The following is a 21,420-nucleotide window of genomic DNA, read 5'->3' on the forward strand; positions in this document are numbered from 1 at the left end:
CGCTGGGGCGAGACACAAAAGGAAGTGATCACTCATGGCCGCCTCGCCGGTGCTGCCGGCCGCGTTGCCGGACGTTCCCGGGTCGCCGCGGGTTCGACAGGCCCCATGGGCTTCGGCCCTCGTAGCGTGGCTCGTCGCGTCGTCGGGCGTGGTGTCGGCCGCGCTCGCACCGCGCGGCCCGGTGACCGGCAGTCAGGTCATAATGCTGATCACCGCGTCCACCCTCCTCGGTGGACTGACCGGATTCGTCGTCCGCTCCAGGTGGGCGATCGTGACGGTGCCCGTTCTGCACCTGGCGATGTGGGAGTTGGCTCGCGCGACAGCGTTCGGGCTGGACGGTCCCACGTTCGGCCGGCCGCGCTTCGACGTCGCGATGGGCGTCGTCGTCTTCATCGCCGTACACGTGATGTATGCCGTGGTCGCCGTGCTGCCCATGGTGCTCGGTGTGATCGGCGGCCGGGCCTGGCGACGCCGGAGGCCACGATACGCCGCGGTCTGGTCGGCCGTCCTGGTGCTCGTCGTAGGAGCGCTCGGTGTGCTGCTCGTCCGTCCCGGCACGACCGACCCGGAACCCGCCGGGGTCGCCACAGTCGTGAAGCTTCGCCTGGGTGGCGTCGACCAGTGGGTGTCGATCCGCGGTGCCGACGCCGGCAATCCGGTGCTGCTGCACCTGTCCGGCGGCCCGGGAAGCTCCGACGTCGGCTGGGTCCGCACCTTCAACCGGCCGCTCGAGGATCACTTCACCGTGGTCGTCTGGGAGCAGCGCGGCGCCGGCAAGTCGTACCCGGCGCTGGATCCGACCGCCGACCTGACCCTCGACCGGCTGGTGTCCGACGGTCTCGAGCTGACGACCTGGCTGGCCCACCACTACGACGAATCGAAGATCTACCTCACCGGCAACTCCTGGGGCAGCACGCTGGGGGTGCTCATGGCGCAGCGCCGGCCCGACATGTTCCACGCCTTCGTCGGCACGGGCCAGATGGTCAGCCAGCGGGAGACGGACCAGCGGCTGTACCGGCAACTGTCCGCGCACGCGCTGCGCACCGGGGACCGGAAGCTTCAGGCTCGGCTTTCGGCGCTCGGTGAGCCGCCGTACCACGACGTGCTGGGCTACGCCCTGGTCATGGAGTACTACGACGTCCTCGAACCCTACGACCACGTCCCGGCCTTCGACGCGGCCCGGGGCCTGGGCGGCTTCTTCCCGGACGAGTACAGCGTGCTCGACACCTGGAACGAGCTGCGGGGATTCGCCGACATGGGTGGGCTGATGTACCCGCGGATACAGGACGTCGACTTCCGCCGGGACGTGCCCCGGCTCGACGTGCCGGTCTATTTCGTGCAGGGGCGTCACGAGCTGACCGCCCGGAGCGGACCGGCCGCCGAGTGGATCGCGCGTCTGCGGGCGCCGGTCAAGCGGGTGTACGAGTTCGCGAGCTCCGGGCACAACGCCGACGCCGAGGAACCGCAGCGCTACAACGACCTGCTCGTGTCGACCGTCCTGCCCGAGACCTACGGAAGGTGAAGCCGCCACCGGCACCGCGGACGTCGCCGTCGTCGTGCACGACGACCCGGTCTTCACCGTGCGTCACCGGCCCCGCCCGCGTCCGGCGCCGGTGGAGTCATCGGTGCTCGCGGGGTGGCGCCGCGCGTGGTTCGAAGGCTCCAGACGATCGACACAGTGATGGTCACGACGATGGCACCCACCGTGACCGGGATGGGCAACTTGCCGACCGGAGTCTCGGAAAGGATGAGTTTCACGCCGGCGAAGGCGAGCAACACGGCCAGGCCGTAGTGCAGGTGGACGAAACGCCGTAGCAGCCCGGCGAGGCAGAAGTAGAGGCTGCGGAGGCCGAGGATCGCGAACGCGTTGGCCGTCCAGACGATGAATGCATCGGTAGTGATGGCCAGAATCGCCGCCACCGAGTCGATGGCGAAGATCAGGTCGGTGGCCTCGACCGCGATCAGCACCACGAACAGCAGGGTCGCGACCCGCCTGCCGTTCATGCGGGTGAAGAGCTTGGCGCCGTGATAGGCCGGGTCGGTCGGAACGATTCCGCGGACGAGCCGGACGACGAGGTTGGCGTCCGGTGGGGTCTGCTCGCCGTGTCGGAACGCCATGCGATAACCGGTGTAGACGAGAAACGCGCCGAACAGGTAAGCGGTCCAGAAGAACGTCTCCAGCAGCTCGGCACCCACGAAGATGAAGGCCAGACGGAAGACGAGCGCGCCGATGACGCCCCAGAACAACACCTTGTGCTGCAACGCGGCGGGCACGGCGAAATAGGAGAAGATCAGCGCGAAGACGAACACGTTGTCGATCGACAGCGCTTTCTCGATGAGGTAGCCGGCGTAATAGGCGCCCGCCACCTCGGCGCCCTGCCACACCCAGAGGACACCGCCGAACAGGAGTCCGGCGGCGATCCAGAAACCGGACCAGGCGATCGCCTCGCGGAAGCCGATGACGTGATTGTCACGGTGCAGGAACAGGTCCGCGGCGAGCATCGCGGCGATCGACACGATCAGCGCGAGCCAGATCCACCAGGAGACCGACATGGAGAGTCCTTTCGACCGGCCGGGCCCGCGGTGACGGGCCGGCGTTGCTGGTCGAAGGTCTCCCCGAGCCACCGTTGACGGTGGCCGCGTCGCCGGAACCCGGATGGGCCAGGTCCGTCCTGACGACAACGCGTACGACAGTCGGGTACTCCCCTTCACATACGTATACATATTCGCGAAACATGCTTCGCATGTCAAGGCTTCGGGACCTGGAAGTGTGTTTAAGATTTCGTGACTTGAGCTACGTACATCGGAGGTCGGCATGCTCGGTGAGGAACGGAAGGTGGCCATGTCCGCGGCAGCCCGCCCGAGAACGGCGAACGGGCCCAAAGGCTGGACCTTTCTGACGAATCACGCCCACGTCCTGCTGGCCATCGCCCGGGAGCCGACCGCGCGTCTCCGTGACGTCGCCGCGTCCGCCGGAATCACCGAGCGCGCGGCACAGGCCATCGTCGCTGACCTCGAAGCCGCCGGCTACCTGCGACGTGAGCGTGTCGGACGGCGCAACGAATACACCGTCAACCCGTCGGGCCGGTTCCGGCATCCCGCCGAAGCCGATCACCGCATCGGTGACCTGATCAAACTGTTCACTGCCGCACCGAACGCCTGACCAGGCCGTGACGCGGCGGCACCGACGTCATGATCGCGCCAGTGAGGAGGGAGCGGCCAGCTCGATCACCTCGTCGACGCGGGACGCGATGTCGGTGCGGTGCGTAATGACCAGGACGCTGCGTCCGGCCGCGGCGGCCAGCAGGTCGTCGAGCAGCGCGGCCGCGGTCTCGTCGTCGAGGTGTTCGGTGGGCTCGTCGAGGATCAGCACCCGGAAGTCCGCCAGCAGGGCGCGGGCCAGGACGAGACGGCGGCGCTGGCCGCCGGACAGCGCCCGGCCGTGCTCCCCCACCAGGGTCTCCAGACCGTCGGGCAGGGTGTCGACCCAGTCCAGGAGCCGCGCCTGCGCCAGAACCGACCTCAGCCGGTCGTCGGTGGCGTCCGGGGCGCCGATACGCAGGTTCGCGGCGATCGTGGTGTCGAACAGGTAAGCGTCCTCGGGCAGATAACCGACGATCTGCCGGATCCGCTCCGGGGCGATCCGGCGCAGGTCGACGCCGTCGAGGGTGACCCGGCCCGCGGTCGGGTCGAGGAATCGGACCATCAGCGCGGCGACGGTGCTCTTGCCGCAGCCGCTCGGGCCGACCAGCGCCACCCGCGCGCCGGGCGCGAGCTCGAGGTCGATGTCGTGCAGCACGGTGCGGCCCGGGGTCCAGGCCGCGCCGACCCGCTCCAGCCGCAGGGTATGCGGGCCGTCCGGGACCGCGACCGGCGCGACCGGCGCGACGACGGGCGCCGGGGTGGCGAGCACATCCGCGAGGCGGCGCAGCGAGGCCCGGGCGGCGGCGAAGTGTTGCGCGGCGACGGGCAGGCCGGCGGCGGTCTCGAACACCGCGAGCGGGGTCAGCACGACGACCGCGAGCAGCTCACCCGAGAGTTCGCCGGAGCGGACCGCGACCGCGCCGGCGGCGAGACCGACGAGCAGGCAGACTCCGGTGACGAGCGCGGTGACGGCGGCGGAGACACCGGCCATGGCGGCGGAGCGCTGCTCGGCGCCGCGCAGTCGCGCGCCGGTGTCGGCGAGCCCGGCCAGACGGGCGCGGGCGGCGTCGTAGGCGAGCAGGTCGGGCAGGCCGTGCAGCAGATCGGCGGTGCCGGTGGCGAGGCCGGCGCGCAGCGGGGCCCGCCGCCCGTCGGCGCGACGGGCGGCCCGGGCCTGCAGCACCGGCACCGCCGCTCCGATCAGCACCAGTCCGGCGGCGAGGGTCAGCCCGGTGAGCGGCGAGTACGCGCCGACCAGCAGCACCGAGCCGGTCCCGACCAGCACGGCAACGGCGTACGGCAGCAGCACCCGGGTGAGCATGTCGAGGACGGCGTCCACGTCGGCCGCCAGCCGCTCGGCCAGGTCGGCGCGGCGGTATCCGGCGAGCCCGGCCGGAGCCAGCTCGGCAAGCCGGGCGAAGACGCGCGCCCGCAGCCGGCCGAGCACCCGCAGCGCAGCGTCGTGACCGGCCAGCCGCTCCGCGTAGCGCAGGACTCCGCGACCGAGGCCGAAGGCGCGAACCGCGACGATCGCGACCATCAGGTGCAGCACCGGCGGGTGCAGGGCGGCGCGGGAGATCAACCAGGCGGAGACGGCCATCAGCCCGACCGCGGCACCGGCCGCCCCGGCCCCGGCGAGGACGGCGAGAAGCAGCCCGCCGGTCGCCGGGCCGGCCGCCACACGCAGCAGGCGGATCCAGCTCATCGGGCACCCACCGGCTGCGCCGGGTCCACGGCCGGCGAACGGACGGGGACGGCCTCGTCGGGCGGTGGGCCCAGGTCGATGACGCGGTCGGCCAGGGCGATCAGCTCGGGGCGGTGGGCGGCCAGCAACACCGTGCGACCGCGGGCGAGCCGGCGGACGGCGGCCATGATCTCGTCGGCGGTGACCTGGTCGAGGTTCGCGGTGGGCTCGTCGAGCAACACGATCGGGGCGTCCCGGAGGAAGGCGCGGGCCACCGCGATCCGCTGGCGCTGCCCCGCCGAGAGCCCGCTGCCGTCGTCGCCCAGCGCCGTGTCGTAGCCGTCCGGAAGGGCGCTGATGAAGCTGTCGGCGCCGGCGAGCCGGGCGGCGGCGGCTACTTCCGGGCCGGGGGCACCGAGACCATCGCCGGTGAAGCATTGCGCGAAGGCCGTCGGTGGCGCCGGCAGAGCGGTCGGCATCCGGCCGAGGGCGATGTTGTCGCGGACGGTGCCGGCGAACAGGTACGGCCGCTGCGGCACCCACGCGATCGTGGACCGCCAGGCGGCCGGGTCGACGGTCGCCAGGTCGACGCCGCCGACCACGACCCGGCCCCGATCCGGGGTGACGAAGCCGAGCAGCACGTTGAACGCCGTGGACTTGCCGCACCCACTCGGCCCGCTCAGGGCGACGACCTCACCCGGTTCAACCCTGGCCGACAAGCGCAGGGCATCGCGGCCGCGGAAACGCACGAGCACGTCGTCGAAGACGATCGTCCCGGCCGGGGCGGGCGCCGAGCCGGAGGTGGGCGCCGGGGTCTCGAGGATCGCGAAGGCCTCCTCCGCGGCGGCGAGTCCCTCGGTGCTGGCGTGGTAGTGGGCGCCCACCTGCCGCAGCGGCAGGTAGGCCTCCGGCGCCAGGATCAGCACGAGCAGCGCGGTGGTCAGGTCGAGGTGCCCGGAGACCAGGCGCAGCCCGATGCCGACCGCGACGAGCGCCACCGACAGCGTGGCGAGCAACTCCAGCACCAGCGAGGACAGGAACGCGATCCGCAGCGTACGCATGGTCAGGTGTCGCTGTTCGGCGCTGATCCGGCGGATCGTGGCCGCCTGCGCGCCGGCCCGGCCGAAGATCTTCAGCGTGGTCAGGCCGGCGACGACGTCCAGGAAATGGTGCGAGAGGCGGGCCAGCAGGCGGAACTGGCGCCGGTTGGCGGCCTGGGTGTGCAGGCCGACCAACGCCATGAACACCGGGATGAGCGGCAGGGTGAGCGCGATCGTCAGGGTGGCGGTCAGGTCGGCCGGCAGCAACCGGGCCAGCACGACCGCCGGGACCAGCGCGGCGAGCACGAGCTGGGGCAGGTAACGGGCGAAGTACGCGTCCAGAGCGTCGAGCCCGCGGGTCACCAGCGCGGTGACCGCACCGGTGTCCGGTCCCCGGCCGGGCCCGAGCGCCACGAGGTGGGCGAGTAGACGGGTCCGCAGCTCGCTCTTGACCGCCGCGGACGAGCGGGCCGCGACGGTCTCCTGGGCCCAGGCGATCGCGGCCCGGCCGGCGACCACGGCCGCCAGCGCGACCAGCGTCGGCAACAGGTCGCCCGCGCCGGCGCCGTCGAGGAACACAGCCGTGATGCCGTGGGCCAGCAGGGTCGCCTGAGCCACGATCAGGGCGGCCAGGATCACCCCGAGGACCACCGTGGCGACGAGATAGGCGCGGGTGCCGCGGGCATAGCGCAGCAACCGCGGGTCCAGCGGCTTCACGCCGGGATCCGGTCGACGGTCAGCCTCTTGCGGAACACCCAGTAGGTCCAGCCCTGATAGGCCAGCACGATCGGCGTGAAGGCCACCGCTACCCACGTCATCACCTTGAGCGTGTACGGCGTGGACGAGGCGTTGTCGACGGTGAGGCTGTTCGCGGCGGCGATGCTGGACGGCATCACGTCCGGGAACAGCGTCACGAAGAGCCCGAAGACCGCGAGCACGAGCGTGGCGCCGGTGGCCAGGAACGCCCAGCCCTCGCGGCGCAGGCGGGTGGCGACCGCGGCCCCGGCCAGGGCGAGGGCGGCCACCGTGAAGAGGATCCAGCCGGTGACGTCGTGGTGGGCGCGCGCGGTCCACGCCAGGAACCCGCCGGCGATCAGGATGGCCGGCGGGGAGAGCCGCTCGGCGAGCCGACCGGCGCGCTGCCGCATGTCACCGTCGGTCTTCAGGGCCAGGAACACCGCGCCGTGCAGCACGAACAGCACGAGAGTGGTCAGGCCACCGAGCAGCGCGTACGGGTTGAGCAGGTCGAAGAAACCGCCGACGTACTCGTGATTCGCGTCCAGACGTACGCCTCGGACGATGTTGCCGAAGGCGACACCCCACAGGATCGCCGGCACCAGACTGCCGCCGATGATGCACAGGTCCCAGCGTCGCCGCCAGCCGTCGTCGTCCCGCTTGCCGCGATACTCGAAGGCGACGCCACGCAGGATCAGCGCGACCAGGATGAGCAGCAGCGGCAGGTAGAAGCCGGAGAACAGCGTCGCGTACCACTCCGGGAAGGCCGCGAAGGTGGCGCCGCCGGCGACCAGCAGCCACACCTCGTTGCCGTCCCACACAGGACCGATCGTGTTGATCAGCAAGCGGCGTTCGCGGTTGTCGCGGGCGAGCACCGGCAGCAGGATGCCGACACCGAAGTCGAATCCCTCGAGCAGGAAGTAGCCGGCCCAGAGGACCGCGATCAGCGCGAACCAGACGGTCGTGAGTTCCATCGTCGTGAGTCCCTAGTAGGCGAAGGCGAGCGGACGGTCGGGGTCGTCGGTCGGCGCCTCGATCTCGGGGGCGCCGGCCCGGGCGTACCGGACGAAGAGCCCGACCTCGATGACCGCGAGCACTCCGTAGAGGAGGGTGAGCACGATCAGCGAGGTGGCCACCGACCCGGCGCCGACGGAGGGCGAGACGCTGTCGGCGGTTTTGAAGACGCCGAAGACCGTCCAGGGTTGGCGACCCATCTCGGTGAAGATCCAGCCGAACGAGTTGGCGGCGAGTGGCATGCCGATCGACGCGATGGCGGCGATCCACAGCCACCGGTTCGAAGGCGTCCGGCCGCGGCGGGTGAACCACAGCGCGGCGACGGCCACCAGCATGGCGAGGCCGCCGAAGCCGATCATCAACCGGAACGACCAGTACGTCACCGGCACGTACGGGACGTAGTCGCCGGGACCGTACTTCTCGGCGTACGCGGTCTGCAGGTCGTTGATTCCCTCGACCTCGCCGGTGGGGCTGCCGGTCGCCATGAACGACAGCAGGGAGGGGATGCGGACACTCGCCGTCTCTTCGCGCCCGTCCAGCGACCCGATCGTGAAGATCGAGAAACTGGCCGGCTTCGAGGTGTCGTAGAGCGCCTCGGCGGCGGCCATCTTCATCGGCTGCTGCTCGGTCATGACCCGCGCCTGCAGATCGCCGGTGACCAGCACCCCGATCCCGGCGATCAGCACCACCCAGGCGCCGAGCTTGAGGCCGGGCCGGAACACCTCCTCCTGGTTGCGGCGCTTGAGATGCCAGGCGCTGACCGCCAGCAGCACCGCGCCGGCGGTGAGGAAGCAAGCCGTGATCGTGTGCGGGAAGGTGACCAGGGTCGTGGAGTTCGTGAGCACGGCCCAGATGCTGTGCAGCTCGGCGCGGCCCGCCTCGGTGTTGATCTCGTAGCCGACCGGGTGCTGCATCCACGAGTTGGCGGCGAGAATGAAGTAGGCCGACAGCAGCGTCCCGATCGACGCCAGCCAGATCGTCGCGAGGTGAACTTTCTTCGGCAGCCGATCCCAGCCGAAGATCCACAAGCCGAGGAACGTCGACTCGAGGAAGAACGCGAGCAGGCCCTCGATCGCCAGCGGCGCACCGAAGATGTCACCCACGAAGCGGGAGTAGTCGCTCCAGTTCATCCCGAACTGGAACTCCTGCACGATGCCGGTGACCACACCCATCGCAAAGTTGATCAGGAAAAGCTTGCCCCAGAATTTGGTGGCGCGCAGATAGTGCTCCTTGCCGGTGCGCACCCAGGCGGTCTGCAGGCCGGCCACGAGGGCCGACATTCCGATCGTGATGGGCACGAACAGGAAGTGGTAAACGGTGGTGATGCCGAACTGCCATCGGGCCAGGTCGAGCGCATCCACGGCGGGGTCCTTTCGACAGACACCCGTCGAGTCTCTCGATCACGAAACGGCTTGCTCAGGGTCGAAGGTCCCGATCTGCGCAGGGCCTATTCCCCGAATCACCCCGGCCACCGGTCTCATAACGCGCCGACGCGGGCCAGCCACGCGGGAAGCCGGTCGTCGACCGTGCCACATCGATACCCGACGTAGCCGTCGGGCCGGACGGCGACAACGCCACCGCCGACCCGATCGGCCAGCCGATGAACGTGGACGTAGGGTCCTGGCCGGCTCAGACGCGGATCGGCAGCGTCCCGCTGCAGCAGCACGTGCACTCCCGGCCGTTCGAGCAGTCGGTGCACCGGCAGGCGCTCGTTGCCGCACACCACGCTGTCGTCGGGCAGCCGGGCGCCAGGGCGAGGCAGACGGTCCGCCGTCGGCCACTCGTCCGTCGCCGCCGGACCCGTGGGATAACGCACCCACAACTGCGACAGCATGCGCCCACCCAGGCTCAACAAACCCGGTGCGCGCAGCATCAACGGCAGGACCGGAGCGGCCAGCGGTGCGAGTAACCCGCGCAGCAGGCCAGCGGTTCCCCCGGCCGACTCCCCCCAGAAGACCGCGTCCGTCAAGGCCAGGATCCGGCCGGCGACCGGACGGCGCTCGGTCTCGTACGAGTCGAGCAGTGCCGTGGCATCCCGGCCGCGACCGGCAAAAGCCAGCTTCCATCCGAGGTTGGCGGCGTCCTGGATGCCGGTGTTCATGCCTTGGGCGGCGGCCGGCGAGTGCGTGTGCGCGGCGTCCCCGGCGAGCAGCACCCGTCCGCGCCGATAGGTCGTGGCCACGCCGTGCCGCAGGCGTACCCGGCTCGACCACGCCATCCGCGTGATCCGGGCGCCCAGCCCGGAGTCGTCGAGCACCGCCTGGAGCTCGTCGATGCCCGGGGCGTCCGGGCCGTCGCCACCGGGCCGGGCGACCAGCAGACGCCACCGGGCCCGCTCGCCAAGAGCGAAAACGAACACCACGCCGCTACGGGCGACGACGACGTGAGCGACCCCGGGCTGCAGGTCACCGCTCAGATCCAGGTCGGCGAGCACGATCTCCTGCCGGTACGGCCGCCCGCGCCAGCCGATGCCCGCGAGCCGCCGAGCCGTGCTGTCCGCGCCGTCGCACCCGGCCAGGAAGGCGCACGTCTCCTCGGCGTACCCGTCGGTGGTCCCCAACCGCACCCGCATCCGGCTGCCTTCATCAGTGAGCGACGCCAGTTCTGTACCCCACTCGATCGGCACGCCCCGCTCGGCGAGCGCCGCCGCCAGCACCGTTTCGACGTTCATCTGCGTGATCATCGTCAGGTGCGGAAACGCCGTGTCGCGCCATCCGAAGGGCCCTATCTCGACCGGGACGGTATTGGCTCCCACGTGCAGACGCGCCCGCGGCGCGATGTCGGAGCGGGCCATCAGGGCCGGCACCACCCCGAGCGGCTGTAGCACCTCCAGCGTGCGCGGTTGGACGATCAGCGCGCGAGACGGCCGGAACGGCTCGGCCCGCCGTTCCACTATCCGCACGGACGCGCCGTGCCGGTGAGCCTGCAACGCCAGCGTGAGACCCACCGGCCCGGCGCCCACCACCAGAACGTCGGGCACCGCTCACCCCTTCTCGACCAGCTGCCACCACGACTCCGCCTCCGGGACCGCCGCCTCGCCGAGCAGGCGTGGATCGTCCAGGACTTCATCGCGGCGGAGACCGGGCACCACGTGGTAGCGGATGGACGCCGGCACGCTCACCAGCGCCAGCACCCGCCACAACGCTCGGGCATAGGCCTGCGCCTGGTCGGAGCCGTCCCATTCGTAGATGCCGCGGTACACGCCGTTCGAGTCGTGAGCCATCCAGAGCTTCGACACGAAGCCGGGGAAGCCGACGAACAGGGGCGTGTTCAGCAGGCTCAGCCGCCGGAACACCCGGTGCCCGCGACCGCGGACCGCGCGGAGCCGGAACTTCACCATGAGCACGCAAGGGTCGAGCGGCGCGACCGGATGGACGACCGTCTCCCGATAGACAACAGCGCTGGTGCCGTCGCCGAAGGCGAGAGGGAGGCCGAGATTGCGGCGCGGCACTTCCACCCGCCCGCGGGCCAACAGAGCCATCGTCCGGGCGAAGCACCGGCTCACGGCCGCGGCCGCCACCGGCACGGGAAGGGGAGCCTGCAAGTTCGACGACGTGGCGCTCATGCCAAGGGCCTCCTTCCGAACCCCTCCAGCGTGCGCGCGGCCACCGCCCACCGGCAGGGTCCTTCGACCCGTCGGCGCACGCCAGGCCGGCTGATGGAGCGAACGGCCCCGACGCCACAAGCTTCGTCCCCCTCACAGCGCCGGCCTCGAGCGTGTCACCTACCCGCGCGACGACCCGCCGTCCGGTCCGGCCGACCCATCGCCGTCCCGCCATTTCTCGTACGCCGCGACGGCCGTCGGCAGGGTGGGGAAGATCAGATCGGCGCCGACCTCACCAGCCAGCCCGAACGCCTCGAGGTCGCGCAGCAGCTCCTGTTTGACGCGGGCCAGCGCGAACACGACCCCCCGCTGCGCGAGTTGCCGCCGCAGGCGTTCCACAGCATCGAGCCCGGTGATGTCCACCTCGATGTTCGCCTCGGTGTTGAGCACGAACCAGCGCACCGGATCCGGCTGCTTCTCGACCGCCGCCAGGGCGCGACGATGGAAGTCCTCGGCGTTCGCGAAGAACAGCGGCGAGTCGTACCGGTAGACCAGGAGCCCGGGGACGAGATGGGCCTGGGGGTAATCGTCGACGTCGTGCATGCCGGCCAGCCCAGGCACCAGACCCTCGACAGCGTCGTGCGGCCGCGCCACCCGGGCCAGCATCTCGGCCACCGACAGCCCCACCGCGAGCAGCACACCATACTGGATGTCGAGGACCAGCACCCCCGCCGTCGCGCCGAGGGCGAGCAGCAGCTCGCTGCGCCGGAAGCGGGCCAGGCGGCGGAAGCCGGGCACATCGATCAGGCGGATCGCGGCATAGACGACGAGCGCGCCGAGCGCCGCGGTGGGAAACAACGCCAGCACCGGGCCGAGGAAGACCAGGGTGCCCGCCACGCCGGTCGTCGTGACCAGCGAATGGACCTGGGTGTGCGCGCCCGCCGCCTCGGCCAGCGCGGTCCGGCTGCCGCTGCTGCTCACCGGGAGCCCGCGGAACAGCCCGGCCCCGAGGTTGGCCACGCCGAGCGCGACCAGTTCACGGTTGGCGTCGATGGTGTCGCCGGTGCGGCCCGCGAACGACCGGGCCGTGAGAATGGTGTCGGTGTAACCGACGAGCAGCACCCCCAGCGCCGGGAGCGCCAGTCCGGGCAGCTGCGCGACATCGGGCAGAGCGGGCGTCGGAAAGCCTGACGGAACCTCGCCGACGACGTGGATGCCGCGCCGCTCCAGGTCGGCGAGCACCGTGGTGACAGTGGCGGCGAGCACGGCCAGGAGCGGACCGGGCGCGCGCGGCACGAAACGCCGCAGGGCGAACAGGAATATCAGCACGGCCAGGGCGAACAGGGCGGTCAGGGGGTCCAGGGACCGCAGGCCCGCGCCGAATGAGACGAGCTGCCGGAAGAACGTCTCCCCGTGCACGGGAACGCCGGTGAGTTTGCCGAGCTGGCCGACAATCATGATCAGGGCGACCCCGGCCAGGAGTCCGACCAGGACGGGCCGGGACAGCAGGTCGGCGACGAACCCCAGACGCGCCAGGCGGGCCAGCAGACAGAGGAGACCGACGACGACGGCGAGGGCGGCCGCGAGTCCGGCGTACCGATGGGGATCGCCGGCGGCCATCGGGCCGACGACCGCCGCCGTCATGATGGCCGTCGTCGATTCCGGGCCGGCCGAGAGCAGCCGGGAGGAGCCGAGCAAGGAATACGCCACGAGCGCGGGAAGAGCCGCCCACAGGCCGGTCACCGGCGGCAGGCCGGCCAAGGTCGCGTACGCCAGCACCTGCGGCACGAGGTACGCGGTGACGGTCACGCCCGCCACCAGGTCGCCGCGCCACCACGGTCGCTGGTAGTGGCGCAGACCGGCCGGCACGGGCAGCACGGCGGCTCAGGCGTCCGCCGGGCCCAGGTCCGGCGGAACGCACAGCGGGTTGCGGTCGTCGTCGCGGGCGGCGAGCCCTTCCAACGACCGGCGGTACTGCACCGGCGTGATCTCCCCGGCGATCAGCTGTGCGACCAGCACGCCCTCCAGGCTCTCCGGCTTGACCCGCGTCGCCGCGGCGGGTCGGGCGTCCGGCGCGCCGCGCCGACGACGCCGCCCTCCGGCGACCAGGTCGGGCAGGAACCACCCAGCGAGCATGCAGGCCACGCTGAGAACCGTCACGATCAGGAGTGGGATCACCATTCTCCTCACCTCCCCGTGATCCATGCTGACGCACGGCCGCGTTGCGCGGGCAGGGACCTCGGTCCCGTCCGGACACATCCTCCGGCCCGAAAGCGTGGACCCGAGGCTCGACCGCCCGGGGCGAAGGCCTTCGGCACTACCGGGCGAGGGTCCCGAACGCTCAGGGTGTCGGCAAAGCCGGAATAGGAGGCTGTCGTGACGAGAAGGAAGATCATCTTCGGGTACGACCGCTCACCGTCAGCGAGGCTGGCCGCCGACTGGGCCCTGGATGAGGCGGCCCGCACAGGGTCGCCGGTCGAGGACTCCAGCTCGGGAGCGACTCGACGGCCGCCGGCCTCAGCCCGAAATGAACCGGAACAGGTCGTACACCATGAAGGCGGGCCAGACCAACGCCTTCAACATGCCGATCACGCCCGCACCGAAGCTGTCCGCCTGACTGATGTAATGAGCCAGCGCTCCGATCGCCCCGAGCCCGTAAACGGCGTCCCCGCCGCCCGCGCTCCGAACCCCGGTCCTGCGCTGCATGGTCTCGCTCATGGCAGCCTCCCTCGCCGACCACCGGCCCGTACGAGCCGGACGGTCCCAGCGTGCGCGCGCCGGCCGCCCCGTCGTCAGAGGCGTTGGTCCCCCACTCGACGAACCGGGTGGGCTCAGGCAGCACGACCCGCCGACCTCTTCCGTCCGACAGGATGCGCGGCCAGCGACCGGCCGCGCATCTGCCACGGCTCCGGAAGCGATGAACGTGGCCCCGAACCGCCGACGCTCGTTTCCCGGGTTCGCGCGGAAGCGGGCTTCCCCCGTGAGACCGTGAGAAACGGTGCCTCTCACCGCACTGTCGCGCTACGGCATCGACGGCTGTCCGACCGATCCTGACTTGGGAGAGGAAGTAGGTTGTGAAGATTGAAACCGATCAGCGCCAGGCGTTGTTGCAAGCCGCGGAGGCTGCCCGATACGCGCCCTCGGTTCACAACACTCAGCCCTGGAACTGGATTCTCAGCGGCAACACGCTCGAGTTGCACGCGGACAGCGGCAGACAACTGACGGCACAGGACCCCGACGCGCACATGCTGCTCCTCAGCTGCGGTGCCGCCCTGCACCACGCCGAGGTCGCCTTGGCGGCCGACGGCTGGCAATTCAGCGTCGACCGTCCCGCCGGCACTCCGTTGGCCGTCATCCACCTGAGGCAACAGGGGCCGGTCGACCCATTGAGCGTACGGCGTTTCGAGCAGTTGCCAGAACGTCACACCGATCGACGCGCCGTCGGTGATGAGCCGGTGGTTCCGGGTGTGCTCGACCTTCTGGTCGAGGTCGCCGAGCAGAACGGCACCCGGCTCGACGTCCTCCGCCAGGAACACATGATCGAGCTCGCCGTGGTCGTCGAACACGCCCTGAAGGCGCAATCCGCCGACGAGGATCTTCAACGGGAGACCGTGGCCTGGGTGGGTGGCGACCGCACCTCGGGCACCGGGATACCGGATGCGAGCCTGCCGCAAGAGCTTCCCTTGACCACCGTGGCCGAACGCGACTTCGGCGCCAGGGGCACCCTCGCCGCCGGCGCCGGGCACGACACCACCGCCACCTACGCGATCCTTTACGGCGAGGGCGACGAACCGGCCGACTGGATCCGCGCCGGTGAGGCACTCAACGCGGTCTGGCTCGCCGCCGCCGAACATGACGTCACCCTCCTGCCCCTCAGCAGCGCCACCGAGGTGCCTTTCGCCCGGGAGGAACTCCGCCGGTTGATCGGTCATGTCGGTTTCCCCTACCTCGTCCTGCGGTTCGGGACGAAGGCAGCCGATGCCGGGCCCGCTCGCACACCCCGGATGCCGATCGACCAGATCATCGACATCCGCGACTGAGATCCTCGTCGAACGTGTCTCACGCCGCGGGAATGCGGATGGTGAAGGCAGCACCCCGGCCAGGGCGGCCCCATGCCTCGATGGTGCCGCCGTGGCCGGTGACGACTTCCCGGGCGAGCGCGAGGCCGAGCCCGAAGCGCCGTTGATCGCCGTGATCGCCACGGGAGAAGCGGGCGAACAGCCTTTCGGTGTCCGCTTCGTCGAACCCGGCGCCGTCGTCGCGGACGACGACGGTGACTGTGGCGTGCTCGGTGCCGAGTTCGACGCGCACGTGCCCGCCGGCCGACGTGTGGCTCAGGGCGTTGTCAACCAGTGCGGTGAGTACGCGCCGCAATGCGGCCTGGTGCCCGAGCACGACCGCGGGCCCGTCAGCAGTCAGCGTCAGCTCCATCTCTTGCCGCCGCGCTCGGTCAGCCTGATCGGCGATGACACCGGCGGCGACGGCCACGAGGTCGACGGGCACACGGGCGTCGTCGCGGCGGTCGAGCTGGCTCGACAGCAGCAGGTCCTCGACCACCTCGCCGAGCTGCCGGGTGCCGGTGACGAGCCGGTCGACGTCGATGCTGATGTCCGCGACGGCGGCGCCGGCTCGCAGGTCCATCCGCAGCAGCTGGGCACGGGTGTGCAGTTGGGTCAGCGGTGTACGCAGCTCGTGGCTGGCGTCGGCGACGAACTGCCGTTGCCGGGCCAGAGCATCTGTCAGGGGAGCTGTTGCGCGGTGGGCGAGCAGTGCCGCGGACAGCAATGCGATGAGCAGGCCGACCACTTCCCCGGCGATGAGGGCGCCGAGCAGCCGTTCGCGTTCCTCGTGTTGTTCGTGCCGGCTCAGGACGACCTGCACCACCCGGCCGTCCTGCCGCTCGGTCAGGGCCAGGTAGCCGCCCTCGCGGCCGTCGATCCGGGTCGTCTCGCTCGCTCCGCCGGCGTGGACACGGTCGAGCGCCGCCCGGTCGGGAAGTCCCGCGGGTGCGTCGCTCGTGGCCCTGATCCCGCCGTCGGCGTCCTGAACGAAGATCCACACATCCCGCGGCGGGTCTTCGATGTCGTCGGCGTTCGCCGCGGTCTGCCGCAACGTTGCCTCGGCCGCGGTGTTCTGGCTGTGGGTCACCACGAGCAGGACGAGGGCTCCGAGGACCAGCAGGCTCACGCTGATCGCGGCGGCGGTCTGCAGGGCGATGAGGCGACGGGCTCGCGTCAGCAGAGCTCGATCTTGATCGGATGGTGCCGGGCCGCCGCGTTTCATCGGCGCCCGAGCCGGTATCCCACACCCCGCACGGTCGAGACCGCGGCGGCCCCCAGTTTGCGACGCAGGTAGTGCACGTAGGTGTCGACCAGGGCGACGCTGGAGCCCTCGGGGAAGACCTGGCCGAGGAGTTCCTCGCGGGTGAATGCTCGCGCCGGGTTCATGGCCAGCAACCGCAACAGGTCGCTCTCACGACCCGACAACGCCACGACCGATCCGTCCGGGCCGCTCACCGTCCTCGCGATCAGGTCGAAGGTGCCGGCGCCGACGGCAAGTCGCTCGCCCGCATCGGAGCGGCGGCGCAGCAGAGCCCGGACACGGGCCAGGAGTTCGTCGACCTCGAACGGCTTGACGAGATAGTCCTCGGCGCCGCTGTCCAGGCCGGTCACCCGGTCGGTCACCGTGCCGAGCGCGGTCAGCACAAGTACGGGCGCGGTGAAACCGGAACGACGCAGCCGGCCAAGCAGGTCGAGCCCCTCGATGGCGGGCAGACCGCGGTCGAGGATCATCGCGTCGTAGCGGCGCGTCAACGCCAGATGCAGGCCCGCTTGGCCGTCCGGGGCGAGGTCGGGCTCGTAACCGGCGCCTCTGAAGAGGCGGAGCAGCAGTGGGCCCAGCTCGCGGTCGTCCTCGACCACCAGCACCTTCGCCGCCGGCCGATCAGCGTCTGTCATGGTGTCACTCTCGCAGGCCGGCATCCGTGCCATCAGCGCTCCCGGTCACCTGCCCAGCGTCTCCGCCGAAAATTGGAGGATTCGAAGATTCCAGCTTCTAACCTTTGCCGAGATCTATCGGGCCATCCGGAAGGACTCTCCATGGGCACTGTCAACGGCTTGCCGGCGCACATCCTGCTCGTGCACGCCATCGTGGTGCTGCTCCCCCTCGCGGCCCTGCTGCTCGTACTGACCGCCGTCTGGCCCGCGGCCCGCCGGCGCTTCGCCGGCCCCAACGCGATCCTGTCCGTGCTCGTTGTCGCGCTCGTCCCCGTCACGACCAGCGCCGGCGAGTGGCTGGAGCACCGTGTCGCCGAGACCACGCTGGTACGCGACCACGCCGAGCTCGGCGACACCGCCATCTGGGCCGCGCTCCCGGTAGCTCTGCTGGCCCTGGGCATCTGGTGGCGGCAACGAGAGGCCACCATGTCGACGGAGGCGCGGGCCACCGGCGGCTCCGCCGTCACGACCGCGATCCAGCGGCGCACCTATCTGGCACCGCTGTCCGTCACGATCACCAGGATCATCATCGCCCTGGCTGTCGTCATCGCCGGCTGGGCCGTCTACGACACCTACCGCATCGGCGACTCCGGCGCGAGAGCAGCCTGGACCGGCAACTTCAGCTCCGTCCCGGCCCAGGAGGGCTCCGCCGGTGACTGAACCGACCAAGGGTCGACTGCCTCTGTCCAGGACCGGTGGACGCGAGCACCATATGATCATGCAGACCAGGTACGAGGCCACGGGCCGATGACACATCCCGGCGAACCGCACTCCGGCGGGATGGCCGAGCGGCTCAATTGGCTCCGAGCCGGGGTGCTCGGCGCCAACGACGGCATCGTCTCGACCGCCGGCCTTGTTGTCGGGGTGGCCGGCGCAACCCTGGCCACCGGACCCATCGCGACCGCCGGGCTCGCCGGCCTCGTGGCCGGCGCGGTGTCCATGGCACTGGGCGAATACGTCTCGGTGAGCAGCCAGCGCGACACCGAACGGGCCCTTCTCGCCAAGGAGCGCACCGAACTCGCAGAATTCCCCGACCAGGAGCTGGACGAGCTGACCGCCCTGTACGCGGCGAAGGGACTGACCGAGGCCACAGCGCGCCTGGTGGCCGAGGAGCTGACCGCCAAAGACGCGTTCGCCGCCCACGCCGACGCGGAATTGCGGATCGATCCCGAAGCACTGACCAACCCCTGGCACGCGGCCGGCGCGTCCGCGCTCGCCTTCACCATCGGATCGATGCTCCCCTTGATCGCGATCCTCCTGCCACCACCAGACGTGCGCGTAGCGGTCACCTTCGTGGTGGTGGTCCTGGCACTCGCGCTGACCGGTGCGATCAGCGCGAAGCTCGGCTCATCGGGCCTCGGCCGGGCGGTCGCACGATTGGTCGGGGGCGGCGCCCTCGCCATGGCCGTCACCTTCGGCATCGGCCAACTGGTCGGCGCCAACGTGAGCTGAAGCGCGCCGCTCCCCTTCTCCACCGGTCCTCCACACCAGACGCACGCGGTGTCCACCCGAGAGGACGACGCTTCAGGAGGAGAACCGGACAAGGGAGGAATCATGAAGGCCACGACCAGGCGCCGTACGATCACCGCTTTCACCGTCGGCGCTCTCGGCCTGGGCGGGATCGCTGTCGCGGGCCCGGCTCTGGCGGGCGGCGACATGTTCGTGGGCAGCCGGATGGCGGCTGCTCAGCAGGGTCCGGGCGGAGGCAACGGCTACGGCTACGACACACCGATGGGCACCCGGATGCGCGACGGCGCCTGCCTCGGCGCCGGGGTGACCACCGCCCAGGGCACCCTGACCGACCAGCAGAAGAATACCCTGGTCGCGATGGCCCAAGAGGAGAAACTCGCGCACGACCTGTACGCGGCGTTCGCCGCCAGACATCCGGCGCCGATCTTCGACCGCATCGCCACGGCGGAGACCCAGCACCTGAGCGCGATCCGCACGCTGCTCGCCCGCTACGGAGTAAGTGACCCCACCGCCGGCGCGTCCGCCGGAACCTTCGACGACTCGTCGGCTCAGGCCACCTACGACCGGCTGCTGGCCCGCGGAACGGCCGGTCAGGCCGCCGCGTTCCAGGTCGGCCAGGAGGTCGAGCGCGCGGACATCGCCGATCTGCGGGAGGCGCTGACCGGCCTCACCGCCGCCGACGTCACGCAGGTCTATCAGCGCCTGCTGACAGCGTCGCGGCGGCACTTGACCGCGTTCACGGCGTGGGCCGCCCGATAGTCCCACATCGGGATGATGCGAGCGGCAGGCGGACGGTGATGACGGTCCCCGCGTCCACGCCGGACGCGGCGGTCACCGTCCCACCGTGAGCGCTGATCAGCTCCCGGACGATCGCCAGGCCGATCCCCGACCCGGCGACGTCCCGGTTTCGCTCGGCGCGCCAGAGACGGTCGAAGACATGTGGCAGATCCTCAGCCGCGATGCCCGGGCCGGTGTCCGCCACGGCCAGCATTGCCTCCGCCCCGTCGACGCGCCCCGTGATCGTGACCCGGTCGCCGGGGCGGCAGTAGCGTGCCGCATTGGTGAGCAGGTTGGTGACGCTCTGGTGCAGGCGGTCCGGGTCGGCGTGCACCGGCAGCGCGACCTGTAGGTTCGCGCCGACCCGCAGACCGGCCGCATCGAGGTGGGGGCGCTCGGCGTCGAGCGCGGCCCGGGCGATCCGGGTGAGGTCCGTATCGATCGGACGCAGCGACAGCGCCGCCGACTCCGCGGCGGACAGGTCCGCCAGGTCGGCGACGACGCGACCGAGACGCAAGGCCTGGTCGTGCAGGACGCCCAGCCTTTCCGCGTCGGGGGTGCTCAAACCGTCGCGCAGCTCCTCCAGCCCGGCCTGCAGCGCGGCGAGCGGGGTGCGCAGTTCGTGGGCGACGTCCGCCGCGAGCCGGCGGCGTACGACGTCCGTGCGCACTACCTCGTCGGCCATCGCGTCGAACGCCCGGATCACCTCTCCCACCTCCCCCGGCGCGTCGACGCCGGAACGGGCGTCGCGCTCCCCCGCCGCGAAACGCCGGGCCGCCGTGGCCGCTCTGACCAGCGGCCTCGTCAGCCGCCGGGTCACGAATCCGCTGACCAGAAGGGCCGCCAGCAAGGCCACCCCGGCGGCCCCGGCCACCCAGGACCAGGCGATCTGCCGGGCGGCGGAGGAGTTGGCGGGAAAGCTCACCCGCGCGGTCCCGACCCGTGCACCGTCGACTTCGACCGGGGATTGAACGGTGTGCGCGGACACTGTCGACTGCATCGCGCGTCCACCCATGCCGTGGCCGGGCCACACCATCGCACCGGTCATGTCGAAAACCACCAGACGAGCGCCGGCCGCCTCGGCGATGTCGGACGCATGATCGAGATCGATTCCCGGCCAACCGCCGGCGGCGGCATATGCGGTGGCGATCGCGGTGCCCGCCCGCCCCGCGATCTTCTCCTGGTCCGCACGCAGCGCACCGGTCAGTCCGCGATCGGTCGCGACCAGGGCCGCGACGGTGAGCATCAGGACCGAGGACAGCGCGACGAGCAGGAAGGCGGCCAGCAGACGACGACCCAGCGGGCTGCGGAACACGCTCTGCTCACCCATCGTGCGACCAACCCAGCCGGTAGCCGACACCGAGTACGGTCTCCACGATCTGCGCGGCCTCCGGGCCGAGCTTGTGCCGCAGGTTCTTCACGTGCGAGTCGATCGTGCGTTCGTAGCCGGCGAATTCGTAGCCGCGAACCCGGTTGACCAGCTCGTACCGGGAGAACACCCGCCCAGGCGCCGAGCACAGCGCGATCAGCACACCCCACTCGGTGGGTGTCAGGTCGAGTGGCGCACCGTCGAGGCAAGCCTCATGCCGTGCCTCATCGACGCGCAACCGCCCCGATCCGAAGCCGGTAACCGCTGGTTCAGCCGACGTTCCCCGCGTGCGATGCAGCACCGCCTCGACCCGCAGGACCAGCTCAGTAGGGCTGAACGGCTTGGTCACGTAGTCGTCGGCGCCGCGACGCAGACCGTCGATGCGATCCTCCACGGCGCTACGCGCGGTGAGCACGACCACGGGCACCTTTCGGCCGGCGCGAGCCGCGGCCAGAATCTCCAGCCCGTCGACGTCCGGCAGGCCGAGGTCGAGCACCAGGAGCGCCGGGCTCGCAGTGTCCAGCAGGCGCAGCGCCTCCGCCCCCGAGCCAGTGGTGTACACGGAGTGACCGGCGCGTTCGAGATACCGGCGCACCAGGTCGCGCAACTCACGATCGTCCTCGACGACCAGCACCGGATCCGCCACG

At 70.9% G+C, this 21,420-nt stretch carries 20 protein-coding genes; 6 read left to right on the forward strand and 14 right to left on the reverse strand.

Translation table 11 applies throughout. The features are described 5' to 3' along the window. Positions 1–34 precede the first annotated feature (34 nt). Positions 35–1,522: an alpha/beta fold hydrolase gene (locus EER30_RS43010; RefSeq protein WP_127508013.1), complete on the forward strand. Its 1,488-nt coding sequence runs from the start codon at positions 35–37 to the stop codon at positions 1,520–1,522. A gap of 53 nt (positions 1,523–1,575) precedes the next feature. Here EER30_RS43010 and EER30_RS43015 read toward each other — a convergent pair whose 3' ends face one another. After that, on the reverse strand, positions 1,576–2,553 hold the full coding sequence (locus EER30_RS43015) for a TerC family protein (protein WP_127508015.1): 978 nt from the start codon (positions 2,551–2,553) through the stop codon (positions 1,576–1,578). A 262-nt stretch (positions 2,554–2,815) separates the two neighbouring features. Between EER30_RS43015 and EER30_RS43020 the strand changes: the two genes are divergently transcribed. Beyond that, a complete protein-coding gene (locus tag EER30_RS43020; RefSeq protein ID WP_240670683.1) occupies positions 2,816–3,163 on the forward strand; it encodes a helix-turn-helix transcriptional regulator in 348 nt (115 codons plus the stop codon). Between the two features lie 27 nt (positions 3,164–3,190). Here EER30_RS43020 and cydC read toward each other — a convergent pair whose 3' ends face one another. The 9 genes from cydC to EER30_RS43070 form a co-directional block, all read right to left on the reverse strand. Continuing rightward, entirely contained in the window at positions 3,191–4,849 is a 1,659-nt protein-coding gene (gene cydC, locus EER30_RS43025; protein WP_127508017.1) for a thiol reductant ABC exporter subunit CydC, read from the reverse strand. Beyond that, complete coding sequence (gene cydD / locus EER30_RS43030) at positions 4,846–6,585, reverse strand: thiol reductant ABC exporter subunit CydD (protein ID WP_127508019.1); 1,740 nt, start codon at positions 6,583–6,585, stop codon at positions 4,846–4,848. Before cydD ends, cydC begins: the two co-directional genes overlap by 4 nt. Beyond that, positions 6,582–7,577, reverse strand: a complete 996-nt coding sequence (gene cydB, locus EER30_RS43035; protein ID WP_127508021.1) for a cytochrome d ubiquinol oxidase subunit II — start codon at positions 7,575–7,577, stop codon at positions 6,582–6,584. Before cydB ends, cydD begins: the two co-directional genes overlap by 4 nt. 12 nt (positions 7,578–7,589) lie before the next feature. Beyond that, positions 7,590–8,978 (reverse strand): cytochrome ubiquinol oxidase subunit I, encoded by a 1,389-nt coding sequence (locus tag EER30_RS43040; protein WP_127508023.1) that lies wholly within the window; start codon positions 8,976–8,978, stop codon positions 7,590–7,592. Positions 8,979–9,094: 116 nt separating this feature from the next. Beyond that, positions 9,095–10,597, reverse strand: a complete 1,503-nt coding sequence (locus tag EER30_RS43045; protein WP_127508025.1) for an FAD-dependent monooxygenase — start codon at positions 10,595–10,597, stop codon at positions 9,095–9,097. 3 nt (positions 10,598–10,600) lie between these two features. Next, a complete protein-coding gene (locus EER30_RS43050; protein WP_127508027.1) occupies positions 10,601–11,182 on the reverse strand; it encodes a hypothetical protein in 582 nt (193 codons plus the stop codon). A gap of 159 nt (positions 11,183–11,341) precedes the next feature. After that, on the reverse strand, positions 11,342–13,039 hold the full coding sequence (locus EER30_RS43055; protein ID WP_127508029.1) for a SulP family inorganic anion transporter: 1,698 nt from the start codon (positions 13,037–13,039) through the stop codon (positions 11,342–11,344). A gap of 6 nt (positions 13,040–13,045) precedes the next feature. Beyond that, positions 13,046–13,342 (reverse strand): hypothetical protein, encoded by a 297-nt coding sequence (locus EER30_RS43060; RefSeq protein WP_127508031.1) that lies wholly within the window; start codon positions 13,340–13,342, stop codon positions 13,046–13,048. A 336-nt stretch (positions 13,343–13,678) separates the two neighbouring features. Next, positions 13,679–13,879 carry a hypothetical protein gene (locus EER30_RS43070; RefSeq protein WP_127508033.1) on the reverse strand — a complete coding sequence of 67 codons (201 nt, stop codon included), beginning with the start codon at positions 13,877–13,879 and terminating at the stop codon, positions 13,679–13,681. Between the two features lie 356 nt (positions 13,880–14,235). Between EER30_RS43070 and EER30_RS43075 the strand changes: the two genes are divergently transcribed. Then, complete coding sequence (locus EER30_RS43075; RefSeq protein ID WP_127508035.1) at positions 14,236–15,201, forward strand: Acg family FMN-binding oxidoreductase; 966 nt, start codon at positions 14,236–14,238, stop codon at positions 15,199–15,201. A gap of 19 nt (positions 15,202–15,220) precedes the next feature. On the opposite strand, the gene EER30_RS43080 is transcribed toward EER30_RS43075, so the two are convergent. Both EER30_RS43080 and EER30_RS43085 read right to left on the reverse strand, forming a co-directional pair. Beyond that, positions 15,221–16,444 carry a sensor histidine kinase gene (locus EER30_RS43080; protein ID WP_127508037.1) on the reverse strand — a complete coding sequence of 408 codons (1,224 nt, stop codon included), beginning with the start codon at positions 16,442–16,444 and terminating at the stop codon, positions 15,221–15,223. Then, a complete protein-coding gene (locus EER30_RS43085; protein ID WP_127508039.1) occupies positions 16,441–17,118 on the reverse strand; it encodes a response regulator transcription factor in 678 nt (225 codons plus the stop codon). Before EER30_RS43085 ends, EER30_RS43080 begins: the two co-directional genes overlap by 4 nt. 141 nt (positions 17,119–17,259) lie before the next feature. On the opposite strand from EER30_RS43085, the gene EER30_RS43090 reads away from it, so the two are divergent. The 3 genes from EER30_RS43090 to EER30_RS43100 all read left to right on the forward strand — a co-directional run bounded on the left by EER30_RS43090 (position 17,260) and on the right by EER30_RS43100 (position 19,386). Continuing rightward, a complete protein-coding gene (locus tag EER30_RS43090; protein ID WP_127508041.1) occupies positions 17,260–17,817 on the forward strand; it encodes a DUF2231 domain-containing protein in 558 nt (185 codons plus the stop codon). A gap of 87 nt (positions 17,818–17,904) precedes the next feature. Further along, positions 17,905–18,609 carry a VIT1/CCC1 transporter family protein gene (locus EER30_RS43095; RefSeq protein WP_127508043.1) on the forward strand — a complete coding sequence of 235 codons (705 nt, stop codon included), beginning with the start codon at positions 17,905–17,907 and terminating at the stop codon, positions 18,607–18,609. A 102-nt stretch (positions 18,610–18,711) separates the two neighbouring features. Next, positions 18,712–19,386, forward strand: coding sequence for a ferritin-like domain-containing protein (locus EER30_RS43100; protein ID WP_127508045.1), 675 nt, complete (start codon positions 18,712–18,714; stop codon positions 19,384–19,386). Here the strand turns inward: EER30_RS43100 and EER30_RS43105 are convergent. Continuing rightward, the gene (locus EER30_RS43105; protein WP_127508047.1) at positions 19,364–20,734 is read right to left on the reverse strand and encodes a sensor histidine kinase; all 1,371 of its coding nucleotides are present in this window, start codon (positions 20,732–20,734) and stop codon (positions 19,364–19,366) included. The two genes, EER30_RS43100 and EER30_RS43105, sit on opposite strands and share 23 nt — an antisense overlap. Next, entirely contained in the window at positions 20,727–21,419 is a 693-nt protein-coding gene (locus tag EER30_RS43110; protein ID WP_240670684.1) for a response regulator transcription factor, read from the reverse strand. The genes EER30_RS43105 and EER30_RS43110 overlap by 8 nt, the downstream gene beginning before the upstream one ends. Between the last annotated feature and the right edge of the window lies 1 nt (position 21,420).

The sequence above is a fragment of the Actinoplanes solisilvae genome, assembly GCF_003999975.1.
In the GTDB taxonomy this organism is placed as follows: Bacteria; Actinomycetota; Actinomycetes; order Mycobacteriales; family Micromonosporaceae; genus Actinoplanes; species Actinoplanes solisilvae.

Bases quoted from the DNA above. Each gene is read 5' to 3' on its own strand.
- EER30_RS43010 (WP_127508013.1), top strand. From the start codon at position 35: ATGGCCGCCTCGCCGGTGCTGCCGGCCGCGTTGCCGGACGTTCCCGGG.
- EER30_RS43015 (WP_127508015.1), bottom strand. From the start codon at position 2,553: ATGTCGGTCTCCTGGTGGATCTGGCTCGCGCTGATCGTGTCGATCGCC.
- EER30_RS43020 (WP_240670683.1), top strand. From the start codon at position 2,816: ATGCTCGGTGAGGAACGGAAGGTGGCCATGTCCGCGGCAGCCCGCCCG.
- cydC (WP_127508017.1), bottom strand. From the start codon at position 4,849: ATGAGCTGGATCCGCCTGCTGCGTGTGGCGGCCGGCCCGGCGACCGGC.
- cydB (WP_127508021.1), bottom strand. From the start codon at position 7,577: ATGGAACTCACGACCGTCTGGTTCGCGCTGATCGCGGTCCTCTGGGCC.
- EER30_RS43050 (WP_127508027.1), bottom strand. From the start codon at position 11,182: ATGAGCGCCACGTCGTCGAACTTGCAGGCTCCCCTTCCCGTGCCGGTG.
- EER30_RS43060 (WP_127508031.1), bottom strand. From the start codon at position 13,342: ATGGTGATCCCACTCCTGATCGTGACGGTTCTCAGCGTGGCCTGCATG.
- EER30_RS43070 (WP_127508033.1), bottom strand. From the start codon at position 13,879: ATGAGCGAGACCATGCAGCGCAGGACCGGGGTTCGGAGCGCGGGCGGC.
- EER30_RS43080 (WP_127508037.1), bottom strand. From the start codon at position 16,444: ATGAAACGCGGCGGCCCGGCACCATCCGATCAAGATCGAGCTCTGCTG.
- EER30_RS43085 (WP_127508039.1), bottom strand. From the start codon at position 17,118: ATGACAGACGCTGATCGGCCGGCGGCGAAGGTGCTGGTGGTCGAGGAC.
- EER30_RS43090 (WP_127508041.1), top strand. From the start codon at position 17,260: ATGGGCACTGTCAACGGCTTGCCGGCGCACATCCTGCTCGTGCACGCC.
- EER30_RS43095 (WP_127508043.1), top strand. From the start codon at position 17,905: ATGACACATCCCGGCGAACCGCACTCCGGCGGGATGGCCGAGCGGCTC.
- EER30_RS43100 (WP_127508045.1), top strand. From the start codon at position 18,712: ATGAAGGCCACGACCAGGCGCCGTACGATCACCGCTTTCACCGTCGGC.
- EER30_RS43105 (WP_127508047.1), bottom strand. From the start codon at position 20,734: ATGGGTGAGCAGAGCGTGTTCCGCAGCCCGCTGGGTCGTCGTCTGCTG.